Source organism: Synechococcus sp. CS-1326, from assembly GCF_025128115.1.
Taxonomy (GTDB): domain Bacteria; phylum Cyanobacteriota; class Cyanobacteriia; order PCC-6307; family Cyanobiaceae; genus Regnicoccus.
Genome location: NZ_JAHLYV010000002.1, coordinates 82,200 through 101,280, shown reverse-complemented (window position 1 = coordinate 101,280; position 19,081 = coordinate 82,200). Strand labels below are relative to the sequence as shown.

19 protein-coding genes are annotated in these 19,081 nt (G+C 67.3%); 11 read left to right on the top strand and 8 right to left on the bottom strand.

The window, feature by feature from the left end; genetic code table 11:
• Positions 1–10: 10 nt before the first annotated feature.
• On the top strand, positions 11–883 hold the full coding sequence (locus KQ307_RS00580; RefSeq protein WP_259726598.1) for a galactose mutarotase: 873 nt from the start codon (positions 11–13) through the stop codon (positions 881–883).
• On the opposite strand, the gene KQ307_RS00575 is transcribed toward KQ307_RS00580, so the two are convergent.
• The gene (locus tag KQ307_RS00575) at positions 870–2,048 is read right to left on the bottom strand and encodes an FAD-binding oxidoreductase (RefSeq protein ID WP_311133733.1); all 1,179 of its coding nucleotides are present in this window, start codon (positions 2,046–2,048) and stop codon (positions 870–872) included. The genes KQ307_RS00580 and KQ307_RS00575 overlap by 14 nt on opposite strands.
• A gap of 32 nt (positions 2,049–2,080) precedes the next feature.
• Between KQ307_RS00575 and KQ307_RS00570 the strand changes: the two genes are divergently transcribed.
• A complete protein-coding gene (locus KQ307_RS00570) occupies positions 2,081–3,598 on the top strand; it encodes a four-carbon acid sugar kinase family protein (RefSeq protein ID WP_399241673.1) in 1,518 nt (505 codons plus the stop codon).
• The gene (locus tag KQ307_RS00565; RefSeq protein WP_259726595.1) at positions 3,591–3,767 is read left to right on the top strand and encodes a hypothetical protein; all 177 of its coding nucleotides are present in this window, start codon (positions 3,591–3,593) and stop codon (positions 3,765–3,767) included. The genes KQ307_RS00570 and KQ307_RS00565 overlap by 8 nt, the downstream gene beginning before the upstream one ends.
• Before the next feature lie 3 nt (positions 3,768–3,770).
• On the opposite strand, the gene KQ307_RS00560 is transcribed toward KQ307_RS00565, so the two are convergent.
• Positions 3,771–4,385, bottom strand: a complete 615-nt coding sequence (locus KQ307_RS00560; RefSeq protein WP_259702459.1) for a DUF3177 family protein — start codon at positions 4,383–4,385, stop codon at positions 3,771–3,773.
• 59 nt (positions 4,386–4,444) lie between these two features.
• Here KQ307_RS00560 and KQ307_RS00555 point away from each other — a divergent pair, with 59 nt between their 5' ends.
• From KQ307_RS00555 to KQ307_RS00540, 4 genes are read left to right on the top strand one after another with little or no spacing between them, the layout of a single operon-like run.
• Positions 4,445–5,707: an FIST N-terminal domain-containing protein gene (locus KQ307_RS00555; protein WP_259702460.1), complete on the top strand. Its 1,263-nt coding sequence runs from the start codon at positions 4,445–4,447 to the stop codon at positions 5,705–5,707.
• Positions 5,708–5,713: 6 nt separating this feature from the next.
• Positions 5,714–6,376, top strand: coding sequence for a tRNA (guanosine(46)-N7)-methyltransferase TrmB (gene trmB / locus KQ307_RS00550; RefSeq protein WP_259726615.1), 663 nt, complete (start codon positions 5,714–5,716; stop codon positions 6,374–6,376).
• A complete protein-coding gene (locus tag KQ307_RS00545) occupies positions 6,376–7,689 on the top strand; it encodes an IctB family putative bicarbonate transporter (protein WP_259726594.1) in 1,314 nt (437 codons plus the stop codon). The genes trmB and KQ307_RS00545 overlap by 1 nt, the downstream gene beginning before the upstream one ends.
• On the top strand, positions 7,682–8,689 hold the full coding sequence (locus tag KQ307_RS00540; protein ID WP_259726593.1) for an N-acetylglucosamine kinase: 1,008 nt from the start codon (positions 7,682–7,684) through the stop codon (positions 8,687–8,689). Before KQ307_RS00545 ends, KQ307_RS00540 begins: the two co-directional genes overlap by 8 nt.
• On the opposite strand, the gene glmM is transcribed toward KQ307_RS00540, so the two are convergent.
• Both glmM and KQ307_RS00530 read right to left on the bottom strand, forming a co-directional pair.
• Positions 8,676–10,061, bottom strand: a complete 1,386-nt coding sequence (glmM, locus tag KQ307_RS00535) for a phosphoglucosamine mutase (RefSeq protein WP_259726592.1) — start codon at positions 10,059–10,061, stop codon at positions 8,676–8,678. The two genes, KQ307_RS00540 and glmM, sit on opposite strands and share 14 nt — an antisense overlap.
• A gap of 26 nt (positions 10,062–10,087) precedes the next feature.
• Positions 10,088–10,306, bottom strand: a complete 219-nt coding sequence (locus tag KQ307_RS00530; protein ID WP_259702464.1) for a hypothetical protein — start codon at positions 10,304–10,306, stop codon at positions 10,088–10,090.
• A gap of 35 nt (positions 10,307–10,341) precedes the next feature.
• Between KQ307_RS00530 and KQ307_RS00525 the strand changes: the two genes are divergently transcribed.
• The gene (locus KQ307_RS00525; protein ID WP_259726591.1) at positions 10,342–12,402 is read left to right on the top strand and encodes a lytic transglycosylase domain-containing protein; all 2,061 of its coding nucleotides are present in this window, start codon (positions 10,342–10,344) and stop codon (positions 12,400–12,402) included.
• Here the strand turns inward: KQ307_RS00525 and KQ307_RS00520 are convergent.
• Both KQ307_RS00520 and KQ307_RS00515 read right to left on the bottom strand, forming a co-directional pair.
• Positions 12,399–12,923: a hypothetical protein gene (locus KQ307_RS00520; protein ID WP_259726590.1), complete on the bottom strand. Its 525-nt coding sequence runs from the start codon at positions 12,921–12,923 to the stop codon at positions 12,399–12,401. The genes KQ307_RS00525 and KQ307_RS00520 overlap by 4 nt on opposite strands.
• The gene (locus KQ307_RS00515) at positions 12,917–13,333 is read right to left on the bottom strand and encodes an NIL domain-containing protein (RefSeq protein WP_259726589.1); all 417 of its coding nucleotides are present in this window, start codon (positions 13,331–13,333) and stop codon (positions 12,917–12,919) included. The genes KQ307_RS00520 and KQ307_RS00515 overlap by 7 nt, the downstream gene beginning before the upstream one ends.
• Positions 13,334–13,428: 95 nt before the next feature.
• Between KQ307_RS00515 and KQ307_RS00510 the strand changes: the two genes are divergently transcribed.
• Positions 13,429–13,983, top strand: coding sequence for a thioredoxin domain-containing protein (locus tag KQ307_RS00510; protein WP_259726588.1), 555 nt, complete (start codon positions 13,429–13,431; stop codon positions 13,981–13,983).
• A gap of 10 nt (positions 13,984–13,993) precedes the next feature.
• The gene (thyX, locus tag KQ307_RS00505; RefSeq protein WP_259726587.1) at positions 13,994–14,719 is read left to right on the top strand and encodes an FAD-dependent thymidylate synthase; all 726 of its coding nucleotides are present in this window, start codon (positions 13,994–13,996) and stop codon (positions 14,717–14,719) included.
• Positions 14,720–14,859: 140 nt separating this feature from the next.
• Here the strand turns inward: thyX and KQ307_RS00500 are convergent, their stop codons facing one another.
• The gene (locus KQ307_RS00500) at positions 14,860–15,276 is read right to left on the bottom strand and encodes a uracil-DNA glycosylase family protein (RefSeq protein ID WP_259726586.1); all 417 of its coding nucleotides are present in this window, start codon (positions 15,274–15,276) and stop codon (positions 14,860–14,862) included.
• 682 nt (positions 15,277–15,958) lie between these two features.
• On the bottom strand, positions 15,959–18,721 hold the full coding sequence (locus KQ307_RS00495) for a type I restriction endonuclease subunit R (RefSeq protein ID WP_399253916.1): 2,763 nt from the start codon (positions 18,719–18,721) through the stop codon (positions 15,959–15,961).
• Between KQ307_RS00495 and KQ307_RS14830 the strand changes: the two genes are divergently transcribed.
• Positions 18,626–19,012: a hypothetical protein gene (locus KQ307_RS14830; RefSeq protein ID WP_399253919.1), complete on the top strand. Its 387-nt coding sequence runs from the start codon at positions 18,626–18,628 to the stop codon at positions 19,010–19,012. The genes KQ307_RS00495 and KQ307_RS14830 overlap by 96 nt on opposite strands.
• Positions 19,013–19,081: the final 69 nt, after the last annotated feature.

Genomic DNA, 19,081 nt, shown 5'->3' with positions numbered 1-19,081 from the left:
TTGCCGAACCATGCCGCTGACCCATCGCCTGACCCCCTATCCCCACTGGGAGTTGGAGGATCCGATCAGCGGCGATCAGTTGCGTCTCGTCCCCGAGCGGGGCGGCCTGCTGAGTGGCTGGCGCTGCTCTGGTCGCGAGCTGATCTACCTCGATGAGGAGCGCTTCGCCGATCCGGCCCTGTCGGTGCGGGGCGGCATGCCGGTGCTGTTCCCGATCTGCGGCAACCTGCCCGGCGATTGCCTGCCTTTGCCAGACGGGGATTACAGCCTGAAGCAGCATGGCTTCGCCCGTGATCTGCCCTGGCAGCTGGAGGGGACGCCAGATGGACGCGGCGTGCGGCTCACCCTGGAGGACACCCCTGCCAGCCTCGCCTCATTTCCCTTTCCATTCAGCCTGGAGCTTTCCTTCCAGCTCGAAGCCGCCGCCCTGGCGATCACCGTGCGGATCGAGAACCGTGGTGAGGTGGCGATGCCTTACAGCTTCGGGCTGCACCCCTACTTCAGGGTGTCGTCGCTGGATGCCGAGGCTGCCCAGCTGGCGGTGCGGCTGGAGGGTCTGCCGGATCACTGCCTCAACCACCTCACCATGACGGAGGAAGCCACCCAGAACCAGCTGGAGCGGTTGCCGCAGGGGGTTGATCTGCTGGCCCGCCCGCTCGGAGCGGTGCGGCTGGTGGACCCAGTCGCTGGCCTGGCCCTGGAGTTGCAGCCCAGCACGCCCCTCGACCTGGTGGTGATCTGGACGGACCCACCACGGCCGATGCTCTGCCTGGAGCCCTGGACTGGCCCCCGAGGTGCTCTGGTCAGCGGTGATCGCCGCCTTGAGGTGCCGGCCGGTGGCGCCCACAGCCTGGCCTGCCGCTACGGGCTCACGCTGTTGTGAGCACCCCCGGCAGGCGGCCCCTGGCCAGTTGCTGCTTCGGATCGAATTCCCGCTTCACCGCCTCGATCAGCCGTCGGGAGGGGGCGTCCAGCCAGGCGGGGAGCGTCCGCGGCGCCGGTTGCTCAAGCACGGTGAGGAAACCGCCGTGGCCGAGGCAGAGCCGGCGCAGTTCCTCGACCCGATAGGCCGGCAGGGCCCCGGCCGGGGCCCAGGCATAGCCGAGACCGCTGCCGGCGCCCAGCACCAGCGGTAGGTCCCTGAGGGCGCGCTCGCCCAGCAGGGCGGCTGCCCGGCTGGGCAACAACCCCAGCCGCAGCAGCCAGCCCCCCGGCTGCCGCTGGCCGAGTGCCACCGCCCGGAGCGCCTCCAGCCGTTCGGGATCCAGCGGCTGGCCGTGCAGGGCGAGGCTTTCGGCGTGGCGTTGAATTTCAAGGCTCTGATCGGCCAGGGCTCCGGCGCTGACGCTGGCCAGGCTCAGCAACAGGGCGTTGCGGGGCTCCCGGGCCGCTTTCTGGCAAAGGGCCGGCGTCCACCAGTCGATCAGTTCCGGGGTCAGGCTGGAGCGCAGCAGCCAGCGGCGCAGCTGATCGAGCGCCTCGAGCGGACCCTGCAGCAGCAGCCCCAGCCGCTGCGGGGGCTGGGGGGTGGTGCGCAGGGTCAGCTCGGTGATCAAACCCAGCGACCCCCAGCTGCCGGTGAACAGCCGCATCAGGTCGTAGCCGGCTACGTTCTTGACCACCTTCCCCCCCGCCCTGGCGGCCACCCCATCGGTGCGCATCAGGCCGATCCCGATCAGTTGATCCCGTACGCCGAGGTAGCGATGGCTGAGCCCGCCGGCCAGGCCACGGGCCACCAGGCCGCCGACCGTCCCGGCGCCGCTGCCATCGGCCTCGCTGCCCCACGGCCAGTCGATGGCCAGCCACTGCTGATGACTGCGCAGGGTTTCCTGCAGGTGCCGCAGCGGCAGGCCTGCCTGCACCGTCACGGTGAAATCGCCGATGGCGTGGTCGAGGATCCGGTCAAGGCGCTGGCAGCTCAGCTCGGTGGCCGGCCCCTGCACGGCGGGACCCCAGTCGAGGCGGCTGCCCAGGCCGGTCGGCAGCCAGGGGACAGCGTCCTCGTACAGCTGCCGCACCAGATCGGGCAGTTCGTGGGACTCGGGCATGATCACGGCACGATGGTGCCATGGCGATCGGGGTGTCAGGCCTGAAAATCGTCGTGATCGATGACGATCCCACCGGCTCCCAGGCGGTGCACAGCTGCCCGCTGCTGCTGCGCTGGGATCACCACACCCTGGTGGAGGGCTTGAAGGACCCTTCGCCGCTGCTGTTCTTGCTGGCCAACACCCGCGCCCTGCCTGCCGCGGCGGCGGCGGAGAGGGTGCGGCAGATCTGCCGGGCCCTTCCGGCGGCCGTCCACGAGGCGGGGATCGAGCGCTGGCTGCTGGTGAGCCGGGGTGATTCCACCTTGAGGGGCCACTGCCCCCTGGAGCTGGAGGTGATCGAGGCGGAGCTCGGTCCCTTCGAGGCCACCCTGCTGGTGCCGGCGTTCGTGGAGGGGGGACGCACCACGGTGGCCGGGATGCACCTGCTGCATGGCGAACCTGTGCATCACTCCGCCTTCGCTGCAGATCGGCGCTTCGGTTACGCCACCAGCTTTCTGCCCGACTGGCTCGAAGCGAAAAGTGGCGGCCGCATCCAGGCCGGCCAGGTGGCGCGGATCGGCCTGGCGGAACTTCAGTCCGGGCAGGCGGAGGCCCTGATCAAGCGGCTGGAGCAGCTGGAAGGCAACCGGTATGTGGTGGTGGACGCCGAGCGGCCGGAGCAGCTGGTCGCCCTGGGGACGGCGCTGCGCGCCGTGGTGGGTCCCCGGCGCCTGCTGGTCCAGTCGGCCGCCAGCCTGCTCAAGGGCCTGGCGGAGTTGCCGCCCCAGCCCCTGGGGCCCGGCGGCCTGGCGGCCCTGCGACGCGGCGGGGCGCCGGGGGCCGTGCTGGTCGGCTCCCATGTGCCGCTCAGCGACCGCCAGCTGGAGCGTCTGCTGGCGGAGCCGTCCTGCGGTGGCGTGGAGCTGTCGGTGGAGCGGCTGCTGGCGGCCTGGCGCCGCGAGCCGGAGGGGGGCATTGAGCCTGGCTGGCAAGGGGCCTGGCAGCAGGAGTTGGTCGAGGCGATGGCCGGGCTGCATCGGCAGGGAAGAACGCCGGTGCTGTTCACGAGCCGGGGTGAACGTCTCTGTGAGGACGAGGGGGAGCGCCAGCGGCTGAGCCTGGCCATCGCCGGCCTGATGGCCCGGATCGCGGCAGGCCTGCCGGAATCCCTGGGCTTCCTGATCAGCAAGGGCGGCACCACCAGTCAGACCCTGCTGGCCGAGGGGCTGGCCCTGGGCTCGGTGCGGCTGGAGGGCCAGTTGCTCCCTGGTCTCTCGGTGCTGCGCCTGCCGAGCGAGCATCCCCGTTTTCCCGCTCTGCCCCTGCTCACGCTGCCGGGCAATCTCGGCGACGACGACACCCTGCGCCAGGCCTGGCACTGGATGGATTCAGGCGGCCTCCCTGCGGCTACAGCCAGGCCGCCGGATCCAGCAGGGCCTCCGCCGGCAGCGGGCCCGCCAGCAGCCGCTCCGCCCGCGGGTCCAGAGGCGCCTGCAGAAGCTCGGCACTCACCAGACGGGCTTCAGCTGGAAGGGCCGGCTGGTCGGGGTCGAAAGCGGTGGGATGGCTGACGCTGCTGGCGAAGCCGCGGAAGATCAGCAGCTCGAACGGCTCCCGGGCGGCCCCCGCTGCGGTGGCCCTGTCGCCGGAATGGGCCACCGTCAGGGTTCCTCTCAGCCTGAGCACCCGATCGGGCCGGCTGCGACTCAGCGCTTCGAGTTCGGCGAGGGCGGCGGCTGACATTCAGAACCCCCCCGCCACCCGCCCCTGGCGGGGCAGCCGCACCAGCAGCCACTGCAACAGGCCCACCACATAGGCCACCAGGCCGAGATAGCCGATGAAGGCGGTGAGCGGCGGGGTGAGGTCGGCGCCGAACACGAAGCCGAACACCCTGGCGGCGCCGAGCTGCAATCCCCGGGGCGCCTCCAGCCACACCTGACAGATGGGGCGTTGCACCTCTCCAGCCAGGCAGCCCAGGGCCGTGGCACTCAGGGCGGCGCCCAGCAGGCCGAACAGGGTGAGGGCCCAGCGCCAGCACCGCACCGTCAGGGGCAGGGGCCGCCAGGGGGGCAGATCGGCCAGTTCTTCATTGAGGTCCACCCAGAACCAGACCGACGCCACCATCAGCAACTGGGCCAGAACCGCCAGCCCGTAGCCGAGGCGGCGGCCGTCGACCAGCAGGAGAACGGTTATCGCCAGCAGGCTGGCCACCTTCCAGTAGATCGTCAGCAGGCGCACCATCGATCCCTCCCGCCGGACGGCCGCCCAGACCAGCAGCACCAGGGGCAGACCGACGGTGAAGACCACGGCCAGTCGGTAATCGAGCCACACCAGGGTGCGGTAAAGCAGATCTGGCACGGACGGGGTACGGGAAGCGCCATTATCCGTAGTCGTGCGCCGGCAGTAGGGTCCGAGCCATGGCTGCGCTCACACTGCCCTCCTGGCTCCAACGTGGCGATGGTCCTGCCTTCTGCCAGGCGGCCCTCTCCAGCAACCCTTCCCTGGAGGGCGCTGTCGAGGAGGTGGTGCGGAATCTGAACGCTCGGCGCGGCGCCGACCTTGCCCTGGTGTTCTGTTCCTCCAGCTACGCCAGTGATCTGCCGCGGCTGTTGCCATTGCTGCGGGCCCGGCTCAGCGCCCGCCACTGGATCGGCTGCGCCGCCGGGGGTGTGGTGGGCACCGATGGCGGCGGTGTTCCCCATGAAGTGGAGCAGCAACCGGCCCTGAGCGTCACCCTGCTGCGCCTGCCGGGCGCTGAGCTTCAGCTGTTCGAGCTCGACACCAAGACCCTTCCCGATCTGGACGGCGACAGCCAGGACTGGGTGGACTGGATCGGAGCGGATCCAGCCCTGGCCAGTTCGATGCTGGTGTTCGTCGACCCCACCAGCGCCGCCATCAACGATCTGATCAGCGGCATCGATTACGGCTTCCCCGGCGTCGACAAGGTGGGCGGCATCGCTGGCCACCACAGTGCCAGCCATGGCTCCCTGCTCTTCGAAGATCGCGTGGTGAGTGGGGCCGTCGGCTGTCTGGTCGGGGGTGACTGGCGGATTGATCCGGTGGTGGCCCAGGGCTGCCGGCCGATCGGCCCGGTGTTCGAGATCGAGCAGGCCGAGCGCAACGTGGTGCTGCAGCTCAGCAGTGGTCAGGAGCGCAACACACCGGTGAATTGCCTGCAGGGCATCCTTCAGTCGCTCACTCCCGCTGAACGGGAGCAGGTGCGTCACTCCCTGTTCCTGGGGGTCGCCCGCAGCAGCTTCAGTCTGCCGGGCCTCGGTACCGAACCTGAACCCACTGCCTTCCTGGTGCGCAATCTGCTGGGGGTGGATCCCCGCAACGGTGCCGTGGCCGTGGCCGAGAAACTGCGGGTGGGCCAGCAGGTGCAGTTCCAGCTCAGGGATGCGTCCTCGTCCCGCCAGGAATCCAGGCTGTTGTTGCGGCGTCAGGCGCGGCGCTCCGCTGATCCCCTGGCCGCCCTGCTGTTCGCCTGCCTTGGCAGGGGCCAGGGGCTCTTCGGTCAACCGGATGGCGATGTGACCATCTGCCGGGAGCAGTTTCCGGGGCTGCCGATCGCCGGTGCCTTCTGCAATGGTGAGATCGGCCCGGTGGCCGGCAACACCCATCTGCACGGCTACACGGCCAGCTGGGGTTTTGTGGTGCCCAACATCCCAGTGGATTGAGCGGTGGTGCGCCAGCACGTCAACCCGCTCAGCAGCCTGCACCAGCAACCCCGGCAACTGCCACCCGCCCGGCAGCTGTTCGCCGATTACCAGCGGCCGTTGCATCTCGACATCGGCAGTGCCCGGGGCCGGTTCCTGCTGGCGATGGCGCCCCGGCATCCGGAGTGGAATTTTCTCGGCGTGGAGATCCGCCGGGGTCTGGTCGACGCCGCCGAGCAGGATCGGCGGCGCCTTGATCTGGCCAACCTGCGCTTTCTGTTCTGCAACGCCAACGTGAGCCTGGAGGACTGGCTCGCTGATCTGCCGGCCGGGCGTCTGCAACGGGTGACGATCCAGTTCCCCGACCCCTGGTTCAAGCGCAAGCACCAGAAGCGGCGGGTCCTCCAGCCTCCACTCCTGGCCGCGATCGCCGCCGCCCTCGCCCCTGGAGCCGAACTGTTTCTGCAGAGCGACGTTGCCGAGGTGATCGAGCCGATGGTGGCGCTCACCGAGGCCAGCGGCGCCTTCGAGCGCCCCGCCGATGATCCGCGTCCCTGGCGGCCCACCAACCCCCTGCCCGTGTCCACCGAGCGGGAGCTGCAGGTGATCGGGCGGGGGGGGCCGGTGTACCGGGTGCTGTTCTGTCGGAACAGCTCGGCCCATAATCCGGCCATCGCCGTTCGCCCTTGATGCCGGCCGCCCCTCCCGCCCCGTCGATCCCCTGGTTGCTGCGCTGGCAGGGACTGCTGGCCGGTGCCCCTGGCGGCTGGCTGTCGCGCCGGCTGAGCGGGGTGGCCGGGATTGTGCTCTGCGCCCTGATGGCAGGGCTGCCGATGCTGAATCGCACCAGCTTGAGTCTGTTGATCCTGGCCAGCGGTCTGCTCTGGGTGGTCTGGGCCCTGCAGACCCCGCCAGGGCGGATCGGGCCGATCAACGGCTGGCTGTTGCTGTTCCTCGGCCTCACCGTGCTGGCCACCGGCTTCTCGCCGGTGCCCGCCGCCGCCGCCAAGGGCCTGCTCAAGCTGCTCAGCTATCTGGGGGTCTATGCCCTCGCCCGCCAGCTGCTGGCCACCGCCCCGGCCTGGTGGGACCGGATCGTGGCCGCCCTGCTGGCCGGTCAGCTGGTCACGGTGGTGATCGGCATCCGCCAGCTCTACGTGGATTCCTCAGCGCTGGCCCGCTGGTCGGATCCGAATTCGGTGGCCCGGGGCACGGTACGGATCTACAGCACCCTGGAGAACCCGAATCTGCTGGCCGGCTATCTGCTGCCGATCCTGCCCCTGGCCGTGGTGGCCCTGCTGCGCTGGAAGGGCATCGGCGGCCGCCTCTTCGCCCTCACCAGCCTGGTGCTCGGGATCGTGGCGATGGTGCTCTCCTACAGCCGCGGCGGCTGGCTGGGCATGCTGGCGGGGCTTGGCAGCCTGGCCCTGCTGCTGGTGCTGCGTCAGACCCGCCACTGGCCCGTGCTGTGGCGACGCCTGTTCCCCCTGCTGCTCCTGCTGGGCTCTGCGGCCGTTCTGGCGGTGCTGGTCACCCAGGTGGAGCCGCTGCGGGTGCGGCTGATGAGCCTGGTGGCCGGCCGTGAGGACAGCTCCAACAACTTCCGCATCAACGTCTGGATGGCGGCGCTCCAGATGGTCCAGGACCGCCCCTGGCTGGGGATCGGGCCGGGAAATGACGCCTTCAACCTGATCTATCCCCTCTATCAGCAACCCAAGTTCAATGCGCTCAGCGCCTACTCCATCCCCCTGGAGCTGGCGGTGGAAGGGGGCATCCCCGCCCTGCTGGCCGGTCTTGGGCTGCTCTGGAGCAGCCTGCGCTGCGGGCTGGGCCAGATGCGCAGCGAAGCGGGCCTGGCCCTGCCGGCCCTCGGCTGCGTGGCGGCGATCGTCGGCCTCGGCGTGCAGGGCCTCACCGACACGATCTTCTTCCGGCCGGAGGTGCAGCTGATCGGCTGGTTCTGCCTGGCCAGCCTGGCCGCCCAACCGGCCAGGGATGGCTGAGCCGGCCCTGCTGGCCGGCTTCGATGCCGGCCAGACCCACACCACCTGCCGGCTGGCGGCGCTGCACGGCGATGGCCGGCTCACGGTCCTCGGCGAGGGCCAGGGTCCGGGCGTCAGCCACCTGGCGGCCGCTGGCGGAGAAGGGCGGTTCACGGCGGCCCTCACCGGCAGCCTGCACCAGGCCATGGCTGCCGGAACCTGGCCCGATCGGCCCGATCTGGCCGCCGCCGCGGTTGGTGCGAGTGGAATCGAGCAGGGCGCGGCCGTGCAGCAGCGGGGGGAGGCGCTTGCCGCCGCCGCCCTCGGTCTGCCCCTGGGACAGGTGGTGGTGACGGGAGATGAGCGCACGGCCCTGCGCGGCGCCCTCGGTGATCGCCATGGCCCGGGTGCGGGCATCGTGGTGATCAGCGGCACCGGCTGCATCGCCCTCGGCCGGAACCCAGCTGGCCTGGAACACCGTTGCGGTGGCTGGGGCTGGCTGCTGGACCGTTGCGGCTCAGCCTGCGACATCGGCCGAGATGCCCTGGCCCTGTCGCTGGAGATGGCTGATGGGCGCCGCCCCGACAGCCCATTGCGGCCAGCGCTCTGGAGCCGGATGGTCCCGCCGGATGCCAGTGGGGGCAGCACCGCTGCGGCCATCACGGCCCAGCGGATCAAGGCCCTGGTGGTGGACCCTGGTTTCGGCCCGGCAGGCTTCGCCCGGCTTGCCCCGACCGTGGATGCCCTGGCGGCGGCCGGCGACGCCGATGCCCAGGCGGTGCTGGTGCGCTCGGCCACGGGCCTGAGCAGCCTGGTGCGGGGCGTCGCCGGGGCTCTTGCCCTGGAGCGGGTCCGGGTCTGCGGGGTCGGCGGGGCCCTCACCCATCTGCCCCGGTTCGCCGCCGCCTATGGCACGGCCCTGCAGCACGAGCTGCCAGGCGCCGTGGCGGTGACAGCCCGGGGCGACGCCTGCCAGGGTGCCCTCTGGCTGGCCGCGGAGGCTCTGCTCAGGCCGGGTTGAGCTGCTGGCGGGCCAAGGCCGCCAGGTGCCCCGACCAGTGATCGACCACGTCCTGTTCAGCCGCTTCGACCATCACCCGCAACAGCGGTTCGGTGCCGCTGGCGCGCACCAGCACCCGACCGCTGCCGGCCATCGCCGACTCGGCCTGCTCCACCGCCAGGCGCAGCGGTTCGTTCTGCTGCCACTGCTGGCGCCGCTGGCGGTCGGGCACCGTGACGTTGATCAGGCGCTGGGGGTAGGGGCGGAAACTGGCCTCCATCCAGTCAGCCAGGCAGCCGCCCCGGTTGTGCACCAGGGTTGCAACCTGCAGGGCCGTGAGCAGGCCATCGCCGCTCATGCCGTGGTGGGCCGAGAGGATGTGGCCGGATTGCTCGCCGCCCAGGGCGGCGCCGCTGGCCTCCATGGCGGCATGGACGTGTTGATCCCCGACGGCGGTGCGATCGAGCACGCCGCCCCTGGCCTGCCAGGCCCGCTCGAAACCAAGGTTGGACATCACCGTGGCCACCAGCCGGTTGTCCGGCAGCCGGGCGGCATCCTGCAGGGCGCCGCCCCAGAGGAAGAGGACCTGATCGCCGTCCACCACCCGGCCCTTACCGTCCACCGCCAGCATCCGATCGGCATCGCCATCGAAGGCGAAGCCCATCTCGGCACCCACCGCCAGCACCGCCTGCTGGAGCGGCTCCAGCTGGGTGCTGCCGCAGCCCACATTGATCCGACGGCCATCGGGCTGGCCATGCAGCACGGTGAGATCGGCGCCAAGGGCCCTGAACACCGCCTCTCCGCAGGCAGTGGCGGATCCCCAGCAGAGATCGAGCACGATCGCGCAGCCATCAAGGCGACGGTTCGCCACGCTGGCGAGCAGGGAGTCGCTGTACGCCTCCAGCAGGTCGGGGCGGTGATGGGCCGCCCCGCAGTGAAGCATCGCCCCGTTGGAATCGCCGCGCAGCCCGGTTTCGATCGCCGCCTGCTCCCGGCTGCTCAGCTTGGCGCCCGTGCTGCCGAACAGTTTGATGCCGTTGTCTTCCGGCGGGTTGTGGCTGGCGGACACCATCAGCCCGCCGGCCGCCCCGAGCCGTCGGATCGTGCCGGGCACCGCCGGGGTGGGGCAGAGCCCCAGGTTCCAGACGTCCCGGCCGGCGGCGCTCAGCCCCGCCGTCAGGGCTGCGGCCAGCATCGGGCTGCTGCTGCGGGAATCCATCCCGATCAGCACCGGCCGATCCGGCGGCAGCACCTGGCCGGTCCAGTAGCCCACCTGGAGGGCCAGGGCCGGGGTGATCTGGCTGCCGACCCGGCCGCGAATGCCATCGGTGCCGAAGCCGGCTGCGGCCGGGCCGAGCGGAAACCCAACGGGAAGACTGGCCAGCTCGGTCATCCAGGCACCCATTGCTGGCCAGCAGATTAGGTGCTCCGACGGGGCCACCAGGCCCAGCGCACCAGCTCGGCGATGGCCCACAGCAGCAGGCCGCCCACCACCCAGCCCGGCAGGGCCTGAAAGGGCCAGAGCGGGCGCAGTCCCACCACCAGGGCGGCTCCGGCCACCACCGCCAGAGCACGGCGTCGCTGGAAGGCCCCCGGCAGGGTGGAGAAGCGGGGTGGCAGGGAGGGAAGCAGGCCCATCGGCGATTCATGGCGCCCCTTCAGAATGCCAAGCCATGAGGAACATCCCGGCAGCTCCCTGCCCGCAGCCGTCGCCCACACCGAGCGGGTTGGTGCTGCCGCCACCAGCTCCGGCCCGGGGTCTGCCGATCCTTGCCCTCACGGTTTTCGGCAGCTGGGCCCTGCTGCTGATCGGCCGCCAGGCCCTGCTGCTGCGGCCCCAGCCCACCCCTGCCACCCCGGCGGCCCAGCTGGAGCTGATCCGGCTGCTGGATCCCGACCCCGACCGCCGCCGCGAGTCCAGCCTGCTGCTGGTGGGAGCTGGAGCCGATCCAGCCCGTCGCCGTCGCCTGCTGCGTGGCCAGGGCTGGGGGGGCGATCCACTGGCTGCGCTGGTGCTGAAGCTCGATGCCCAGGCGGCTGAAGCTCTGGGTCAGGTTCCCCGGGCCCAGCAGCTCTGGCGTCAGCTGGCGCGGCGATTTCCAGCGGCAGCGGCCAGTGCCGACGCGCTCTATGCCCTAGGCCGCACGGAGCCAGGTCAGCGTGCAGCGCTGCTGAAGCGTTTCCCGGCCCATCCCGCCGCCCTGGCCGCCGCCCTGGAGGCGGGTCCCGGCGGCGCTCTGCACCTGGCCCGCTGGGGGGCGCGCTGGCCCGGTGCCGAGGCGCGCATCCGCCAGGTCTGCCGCTCCGGCGCCGGATCTGGCTCAGGCGGTTTCGGCGCCGCTGAGCGCAACGAGCTCGCCGGCGCCCTCGCCCAGCTGGGTGATGGGGCCGGCGCCCTGAGCTGCCTGGGTCCCCGGCGCGGCTCCGTCGGCACCGAACTCGCCCTGGGACGGGCGCTGCTGAAGGGAACGGCGACCCAGCCGGCCGAGGGGGAGAAGCGGCTGCTGGGGTTGAGCCGGCACTGGCCCACCAGCCCGGAGGCGGCCGAGGCCGCCCGGCTGCTCAGCGAGCGTCCCGGCCCTGCCGCTCTGGCGCTGCTGGCCCAGCTGCCCCCGGCCCTGCGCCAGACCGCGCCGGTCCAGGCCCGCCAGGCCTTCGAGGGTGAACGGGCCTGGCGGGAGGTGCTGGCGCGCTGGCCGGTGGATCCGGCCAGCTGGGATCTCTCCTGGGAGCTGGCCCGCCAGCGGCTGCTGAAAAGGGAATGGGCCCAGGCCGCGGCGATCCTGAAGGTCCTGTCCCCCGATCGCCTGCCCACCCCCCTGGCGGTACGTCAGTTGTTCTGGCTGGGCTTCGCCGAGCAGCGGCTGGGGCAGGAGGAGCAGGCTCGCTACCACTGGCGGCAGCTGCTGCAGCGCTCACCCTGGGGCTACTACGGCTGGCGGGCTGTGGTGCGGCTGGGGGAGGAGCGGCCTCCCCTGCGGCTGAAGGCAGACCCCCAGGCGGCGCCCCTGGCGCCATCCGTCTGGCAGCCGCTCGGCAGCGGCCAGCCCCGGCTCGATCGCCTCTGGCGGCTCGATCAGCCCCTAGAGGCCTGGGAGGAGTGGCGGCACCAGCGCGGCAGCCGGACCCCGATGGCGCCAGCGCCCCTGATTGTCGAGGGTCGGCTGCGCCAGGGGGTGGGCGACGACTGGATGGGCCTGGCCCAGCTGGAGCAGGCCCAGTTGCGCTGGATCGGTGCCCGTTGCCCGGTCGCCCTTCCGCTGGAGCGTTCCCTTCACCCGGTTCGGCACGGGGCGACCTTTGCCGGTGCGGCGGCTGCGGCCGGCCTTGATCCCACGCTGCTGCTGGCCGTCGCGAAACAGGAGTCGCGCTTCACGGCCGGGGTGGCCTCTCCGGCGGGTGCCATCGGCTTGCTCCAGGTGATGCCGGCCACCGCTGCGGAGCTGGCCGGTGCCCCGGTGAGCGAAGACCAGTTGCGCCAACCGGAGCTCAACGCCGAGCTGGGCGCCCGTTATCTGGCCCTGTTGCTGCGGCAGTGGCAGGGGAATCCGTTCCTCACGATTGCCAGCTACAACGCCGGGCCCGGTGCCGTGCAGGGCTGGCGGAACCCCACGCTCGAGCTGGAGCCGGAATTGTGGGTGGAGGCCATCCCTTTCCCGGAAACCCGTCTGTATGCCAAGAAGGTGCTGGGCAACCTCTGGAGTTATCAGCAGCTGTCGGTGCGGGGCTGCTAGATGCCGAGCATCTGGCCGGATTGATGCCAGAGGCGCCCCAGCCACACCCCGGCCATCACATAGGCGCTCAGTCCGATCGCGCCGTAGATGGGGGGCGGCACCACCCGGATGCGGGTGAGGTCCAGACGGGCCAGCAGCACCGCCGTGGCCAGGATCATCACGTCAGCCAGGGCGCTCAGCCTCAGCAGGTAGAGGCCGGCAACCGTCACCAGAAACAGGCTGACCACCAGCGTCATCACCCGGCTGGCGGCCATGATCGCCGAGAGCTGGCGCAGCAGCAGATCAGGCATGCTGCAGAGCACCACCACCGTGACGGCCTGGAAGCACTCCGCCGACCAGTAGATCTGCCGGGCGGTTTCAAGGTCCAGATGGGTGACCCGGACAGGCCCCTCCTGATCCGACCAGTGAATGCCGAGGTAGACGCTGACGACGAGCAAAAGCAGCAGTAATGGAGCCCGCAAAGGCAGCAGGGTGAAGCCCAGCACCGCCTTGCCCAGGCCCGTGGAAAGGGATTTCAGCATCGGGTTGTCAGCACCAGGTTGATCGCTTCGAACGGACAGCTGGGGATGCACTGTTCGCAGACCAGGCAGCGCTGGGCATCGAAGCCGAGCCGCCAGTCGGGCAAGCCGATGGCCAGGGCGCCGCTGGGGCAGACGCTGGTGCAGAGGCCGCAGTCGACGCAGCGTTCGCGGTCGATCCGGATCTCCCCCTGGGCGCGGTCGAGCTCCAGGCCGATGCCCTCGAGCCAGTGCTCGGCGGCGGCCAGTTCGTCGATGTCGCCGGACAACTCCACCACCATGGTGCCGCTGCGGTTGGGAGAGATCTGGGCCCTGAGGATCTTGGCGGCCACATCAAAATCCACCGCCAGCCGGTAGGTGATCGGCTGGTGCACCGCCTCGCTGGGGAAGTGGATGGTGAGACGGTGCTTCACCGTTGGCAGATGCCGCTTGAGCTCAGTTTGACGCGGCAGCAGCTGTGGCGCTGCTGCCAGAGTGCAACGCAGCCGAGCCTGATCCGGAAGGCGCCATGACCGAGCCGAACAGCAAAGACCCGGCGCCCTCCCCGCTGGGGAGGCGAGAGCGGATCCTGCTGGCCGCGATCGCCGCCGCCCTGGGCCTGCTCCTCTTCCAGCTGCGGGGTGGCCTTCAGCCCCAGGCACCGCTCGAGCAGATGGCTCGCCGTTCCCTGGAGCTGCCCGTTGCCTTGGCCAACGGTCGGCCGACGATCCTGGAGTTCTATGCCGATTGGTGTGCGGTGTGCCGTTCGATGGCCCCAGCCGTCGAAGCGATCGAAACCAAGCACCGCGGCGCCCTCGATGTGGTGCTGCTCAACGTGGACAACCCCCGCTGGGCTGCCGAGATCGAGCGTTACGACGTGAACGGCATTCCCCAGCTTGAGTTCTTCGATCGCGAAGGCCAGTCGGTGGGCCGCTCCCTCGGCGGCCGCAGCCTCGCCGAACTCGACGCCATCGCCACTGCCCTGATCGCCGGCAAGCCGCTGCCGCGCCTGGCCGGGGTGGGCTCGCTCAGCCAGCTCGATGTCGCCAGCACACCCGTGGCGGGACCCCGCAGTCATGGCTGAATTCATGCCGATGGATCCACGTTTCCGGGTGGAGCTGATCGCCGCAACGCCCAACCCGCAGCAGTGCGTGTATGCCGGCATGCATCAGGACTACTCGGAAGGATTCGTGGCCTCCGATCGAGCCGAGTGGCCCGATGAGCAGACGGCGGGCGCCATCTGCGTGAAACGGTTGCTGGCCGGTGAACGGGGCCACTACGGCCCGCTGGAGCATGCCCAGATCGTGCTGAACGTGGGCTGGTTCCCCCATTCGGTGATGCAGCAGGCGCGCACCCATCGTGTTGGCGTGAGCTTCGATGTGCAGTCGATGAGATATACTGGCGAGCGAATCTCCAGGGCTGCAAAGGGTGAAATAGACCTGGAAGAAGTGTTCTACCTAAGGCCCGTTGGCGCCTATAGCGACCGCCAAGGCAAGAAATACAACTACGATGCAACGCAGCGAGCCATCGATCTGGAGATCTGCCGAGCCGCAGCCGCCCGCTACCGCGATCTGCTGGATGCCGGCTACGCGGAAGAGCACGCTCGCGGCATTCTGCCGTTCGACTACCGCCAGCACTTCGTGGTGAGCTTCACGCTGCGGGCTTTCCTGCATTTCCTCGATCTACGCGCCAAGCTCGATGCCCAGCAGGAGATCCGCGAGCTCTGCGATCTGATGTGGCCGCACCTTCAGCAATGGGTGCCGCAGATTGCGGAGTGGTATGAGAAAAGCAGGCTGCACAAGGCGCGTTTGGCGCCGTGAGCAAGGAGATGTTCTTCAGTGCACGGCCAATTGTAGAGGTTGATAGCCGGCACTTCGTCAGCAACGCAATTCACTATTCATGAGCAAGGAATTAAACTGAAAGGGAACGCTGCTATTGGGCTCTTCGGTTTTGGAAGATGTTAGGTAGCCGCAAGAAACTCACCCAGCTTTTGCCAATCTTTTAGCTGAAGCTCAAGCGGACGGGTTGTGTTAAGGACAATCCTACTGGGATGTGCCATTGGAAACAAACGGGGACCACCAGGCAAATCAAAGGTTGTTTCTGTCTTCAAGAGCTTGCCAAGGCTGTCCTTTCTCTTGAAGTCAAAAGCTTTGAGAATTGAATTGAGTGCACCGACACCAAGCGTTGCAACAGCCTTTGGCTTAACCAGCTCAATGAGCGGGCGCTGAAAGTGCCTTCCACAATTCGCAAAGTATGAACTTTGAACACGAGCATTCTTCTTCCCTTGCTTGAGACAAAGCACAGCATTCGTTACAAAGATGACATCTTCAGATGCCCCGGCCTGGGGAGCATTGATGGCTAGGCCGGCCTCAGCCACCAGTTTCACAAGAGTTATAGGTTCGTTCCCACCCTTTCACCTGGCCAGCCAGCGCTTGCCTTGTAGGTATCCACATCTGCAAAGTCCTGTCCAACCACGACTAGAGAGGTTCTCAGATTGCCCTGCCAGAGTGAATACGGGCCAATTCGATCCGAGTCAGCCGGACAATCGATAAAAGCAGGGTTAGTCAGATGCTCACATAACTGACATGCCTTACGAGTCCTCACAAGCTCCTCGTAGGCTGACCTCAATGTGTTCCCATCCACACCCATGCTGGGCGGCTTGAGTTCGTCATAACACACTTCCAGCTCCGTTCTTGAGAGCTTGCCCTGGAGAAGAGTGGTGGTGGAGGTGTTGACTGCCATCAGCGTCGGGCTCTAACGACTTGATTAGGCTGAACACCTCCGTGAAGCTTGACGACAAGCCTACGGATAATAGAGTGCCCGCGGTGTGAAACACAACGCAGTTCGGGGGAGGGCTGCACACACCATAGACTTGGCTAACGCTCCAGCTCAGCGGCGGGAGAGCATCTTTCACTGAGACAGGGGTCTGTAAATCCCGTCCGGAGCAGCTGGTTGTTCGACGACCGGATTTGATCGTAGGCAAGTGCAATAGGAGCCACAGACAACTCTGCCATCATTCTGGGAAGAGTAGAGTATGAGGAACTCAAACTCTAATGGGTTTATTCATACGTAAGCCCAAAGACCGTATCGGCCATCCAATGCCGGAACGAATCGTTGTCCATGAATTGCTTGAATAATTCCATGTCGTCCTTGAGCACGTCCGTCATCACGCGTGTCAACGCCTTATCGTGCTCGATTCTCGCATTCTGTTTGTCGGAATTCTGACGGGCATTCTGGTAGGCGGGATCGGCTGAGACACGCCTGGGGATGTCTTCGGTGATCAAGCGGTTGACTCGATCCTCATCCGTCCACTCGATGTTGCCGAACTGGTCATTGAACACCTTGAGGATGTTCGAAAGCCGATCGAGCTCGGGTTCAGGTTTACGCCCGCCACCGGAGGCGGGAACCGGTTCTATCTCGGCATCCTCGTCGGGGAGCTGAATCCTGACGGCCGCCTGTTTCTCCACGCGGTAACTGTCCATATCGATCGCTTCCAGAATGCCCGCTGAGAGGTCTTCTTCAATCGGAGCCGGCAGCTTGGAGATCAGGAAGTTCAGCAGAATCGAGAGTTTCTCCCAATCGGCGTCTGTGTAGGGAAGGATCGAAGAGAGGAACCCATAGGTACGGGTGAAGGCCTTGGCCTTGCCCTTGAAGTCCACCTGGCCGTCTTCGTCGAGCTGCTCTCGGTATACCGCCACGCAGGAATCAAGGATGGGATCGAGTTGATCGCGATCTGCACCGCCCAGATACAGTTCCACCAGTTCGTCAACCTGCTGCTGATCGTAGACTTGATAGCCATCGAGGGTTCCCTTAAGGTTGTGAAGCTTGTCCGGATCAGTTTCCTCGGCCAAGATGGTGGTGCGGTAGTAATCCGCAAATGCCTGTTGGATGGTGTCGACGTCGTTCATGAAGTCGAGCACGAAAACGTCATGCTTCTTGGGGTGGGCTCGGTTCAGCCGTGACAGCGTCTGCACCGCTTTGATGCCCGACAGCACCTTGTCGACATACATTGTATGCAGGAGTGGCTGGTCATAACCGGTCTGGAACTTGTCGGCACAGATCAAAAAGCGATAGGGATCTTCCTGGATCTTGTCGGCGATCTGGCTGGAGGGGAAACCGTTGAGGGAGGCTTCGGTGACTTTGGTACCGCCGAATTCGTGCTCACCTGAGAAGGCAACGATGGGCAGGTATCGACTTTTGCGCTCGCTGAGATAGTTGCGGAAAGCATGGAAATACTGGATGGCACGTTCGATGCCGTTAGTGACCAGCATGGATCGGGCCTCACCACCGATCTTGTTCAGGGAAAGCACCTGCTCATGGAAGTGATCCACCATGATCTCCGCTTTGAGCTGGATCGCATGCTCATGGCTCTCCACGTAGCGGCGTAGTTTCTTCTTGGCGCGCTTACTGTCGAACTCGGGATCGCTCTCCACTTTCTTGATGAGCTTGTAGTAGCTCTCGACCGGTGTGTAATGGCGCAGCACATCGAGGATGAAGCCCTCCTGAATGGCCTGCTTCATCGTGTAGCTGTGAAAGGGGTGATGGCGTACCTTGCCATCGGGCTGGGGATCGGGAAGCCCAAAGACCTCCAGGGTCTTGTTTTTGGGGGTGGCGGTGAAGGCAAAGTAGCTGGCGTTGGGCAGCAACTTCTTGGCCTCCATCACCCGGTTGATCCTGTCTTCCGTGGTCTCATCCTCTTCTTCTGCGCCATTGGCCGCCAGAGCGAGATTCAGCTTTGCTGCCGTGCGGCCACCCTGGCTGGAATGGGCTTCGTCGATCACGATCGCAAAGCGGCGGCCACGGTGCTCATTACCGATCTCATCAAGGATGAACGGGAATTTCTGCACCGTGGTGATGATGATCTTCTTGCCTTCACCGATGAAGCCACGCAGATCCCCAGCATTTTCGGCATGGCCCACCGTGGCACCCACCTGGGCGAACTGCTTGATGGTGTCGCGGATCTGCTGATCCAGGATGCGGCGGTCGGTGACCACCAGGATCGAATCGAACACGGCCCTGTCGTTGAGCTCAAGGCCAATCAGCTGGTGGGCCAGCCAGGCGATCGAGTTGCTCTTACCACTGCCGGCGGAATGCTGAATCAGATAGCGATGGCCGGCACCGTGCTCAGTGGCATCGGCGAGCAGGCGTCGCACCACATCCAGTTGATGGAAGCGGGGCCAGATCTGTACGGCTTTCTTCTTGCCGGTCTTTTCGTTCTTGGTCTCCACCACCTGGGCATAGTTCTCAAGGATGTCGGTGAGGCCGGCTCGGGTGAGGATCTGCTTCCAGAGGTAGGCCGTCTTGAGGCCATCCGGGTTCGGGGGGTTGCCGGCGCCGTCGTTCCAACCCTGGTTGAAGGGCAGGAACCAGGAGGCCTTGCCTTTGAGCTGGGTGCAGAACCGCACCTCGTGGTCGTCCACGGCGAAATGCGCAACGCAGCGGCCGAATTCGAACAGCTTCTCGCGCGGGTCACGGTCGAGCTGGTACTGCTTCACGGCGTCAGCAACCGTCTGCTTTGTGAGGCTGTTCTTGAGCTCGAAGGTGGCCACCGGCAGGCCATTGATGAACAGCCCCAGATCAAGGGCGAGGCGGCTCTCATCACTGCTGTAGCGAAGCTGGCGGGACACGCTGAAGCGATTGGCAGCAAAACGCTCAACCGCGGCGGGATTGCCTGCCGAGGGCGTGCCGTAGAAGAGGTCGATGTGATGGGGCCCATGCTTGAGGCCATGGCGCAGAACATCGATCGTGCCGCGACGGGTGATCTCCCCTTGGAGCCGCGCCAGGAACTTGCGGCGAGTGGGCCCATCGGTGGCAAGGGCCACTGCTTCAAGGGTTTCGGGCTGGGTGGCCAGCAGGAAACCGCGCAACTGCACCAAATCGATGCAGTAGTCGCGGTCGTAATGGGTGGGATCTCCCAGCAGCCAACCGGTGCCACCAGCCACCGGCACGCTGGTTTCGGTGGCCACGTGGGCCGGCACCAGCACATCGGTGCGGCCGGTCATGGCCCGCAGGATCAGCGCCTCCAGGCCCTTTTCGGTGGTGTCGGTGGTCATGGCGGGCTGGCGGGCAAATGCCCGTCAAATGGGCAAAAACCCTTGCTGGAACTGCCGTGAGGGGCTGAAGGAGGGCCTCCAGGCCGCTGAGCGATCAAATGCCCAGCAAAAGCGGGAATGGTTGCCGTG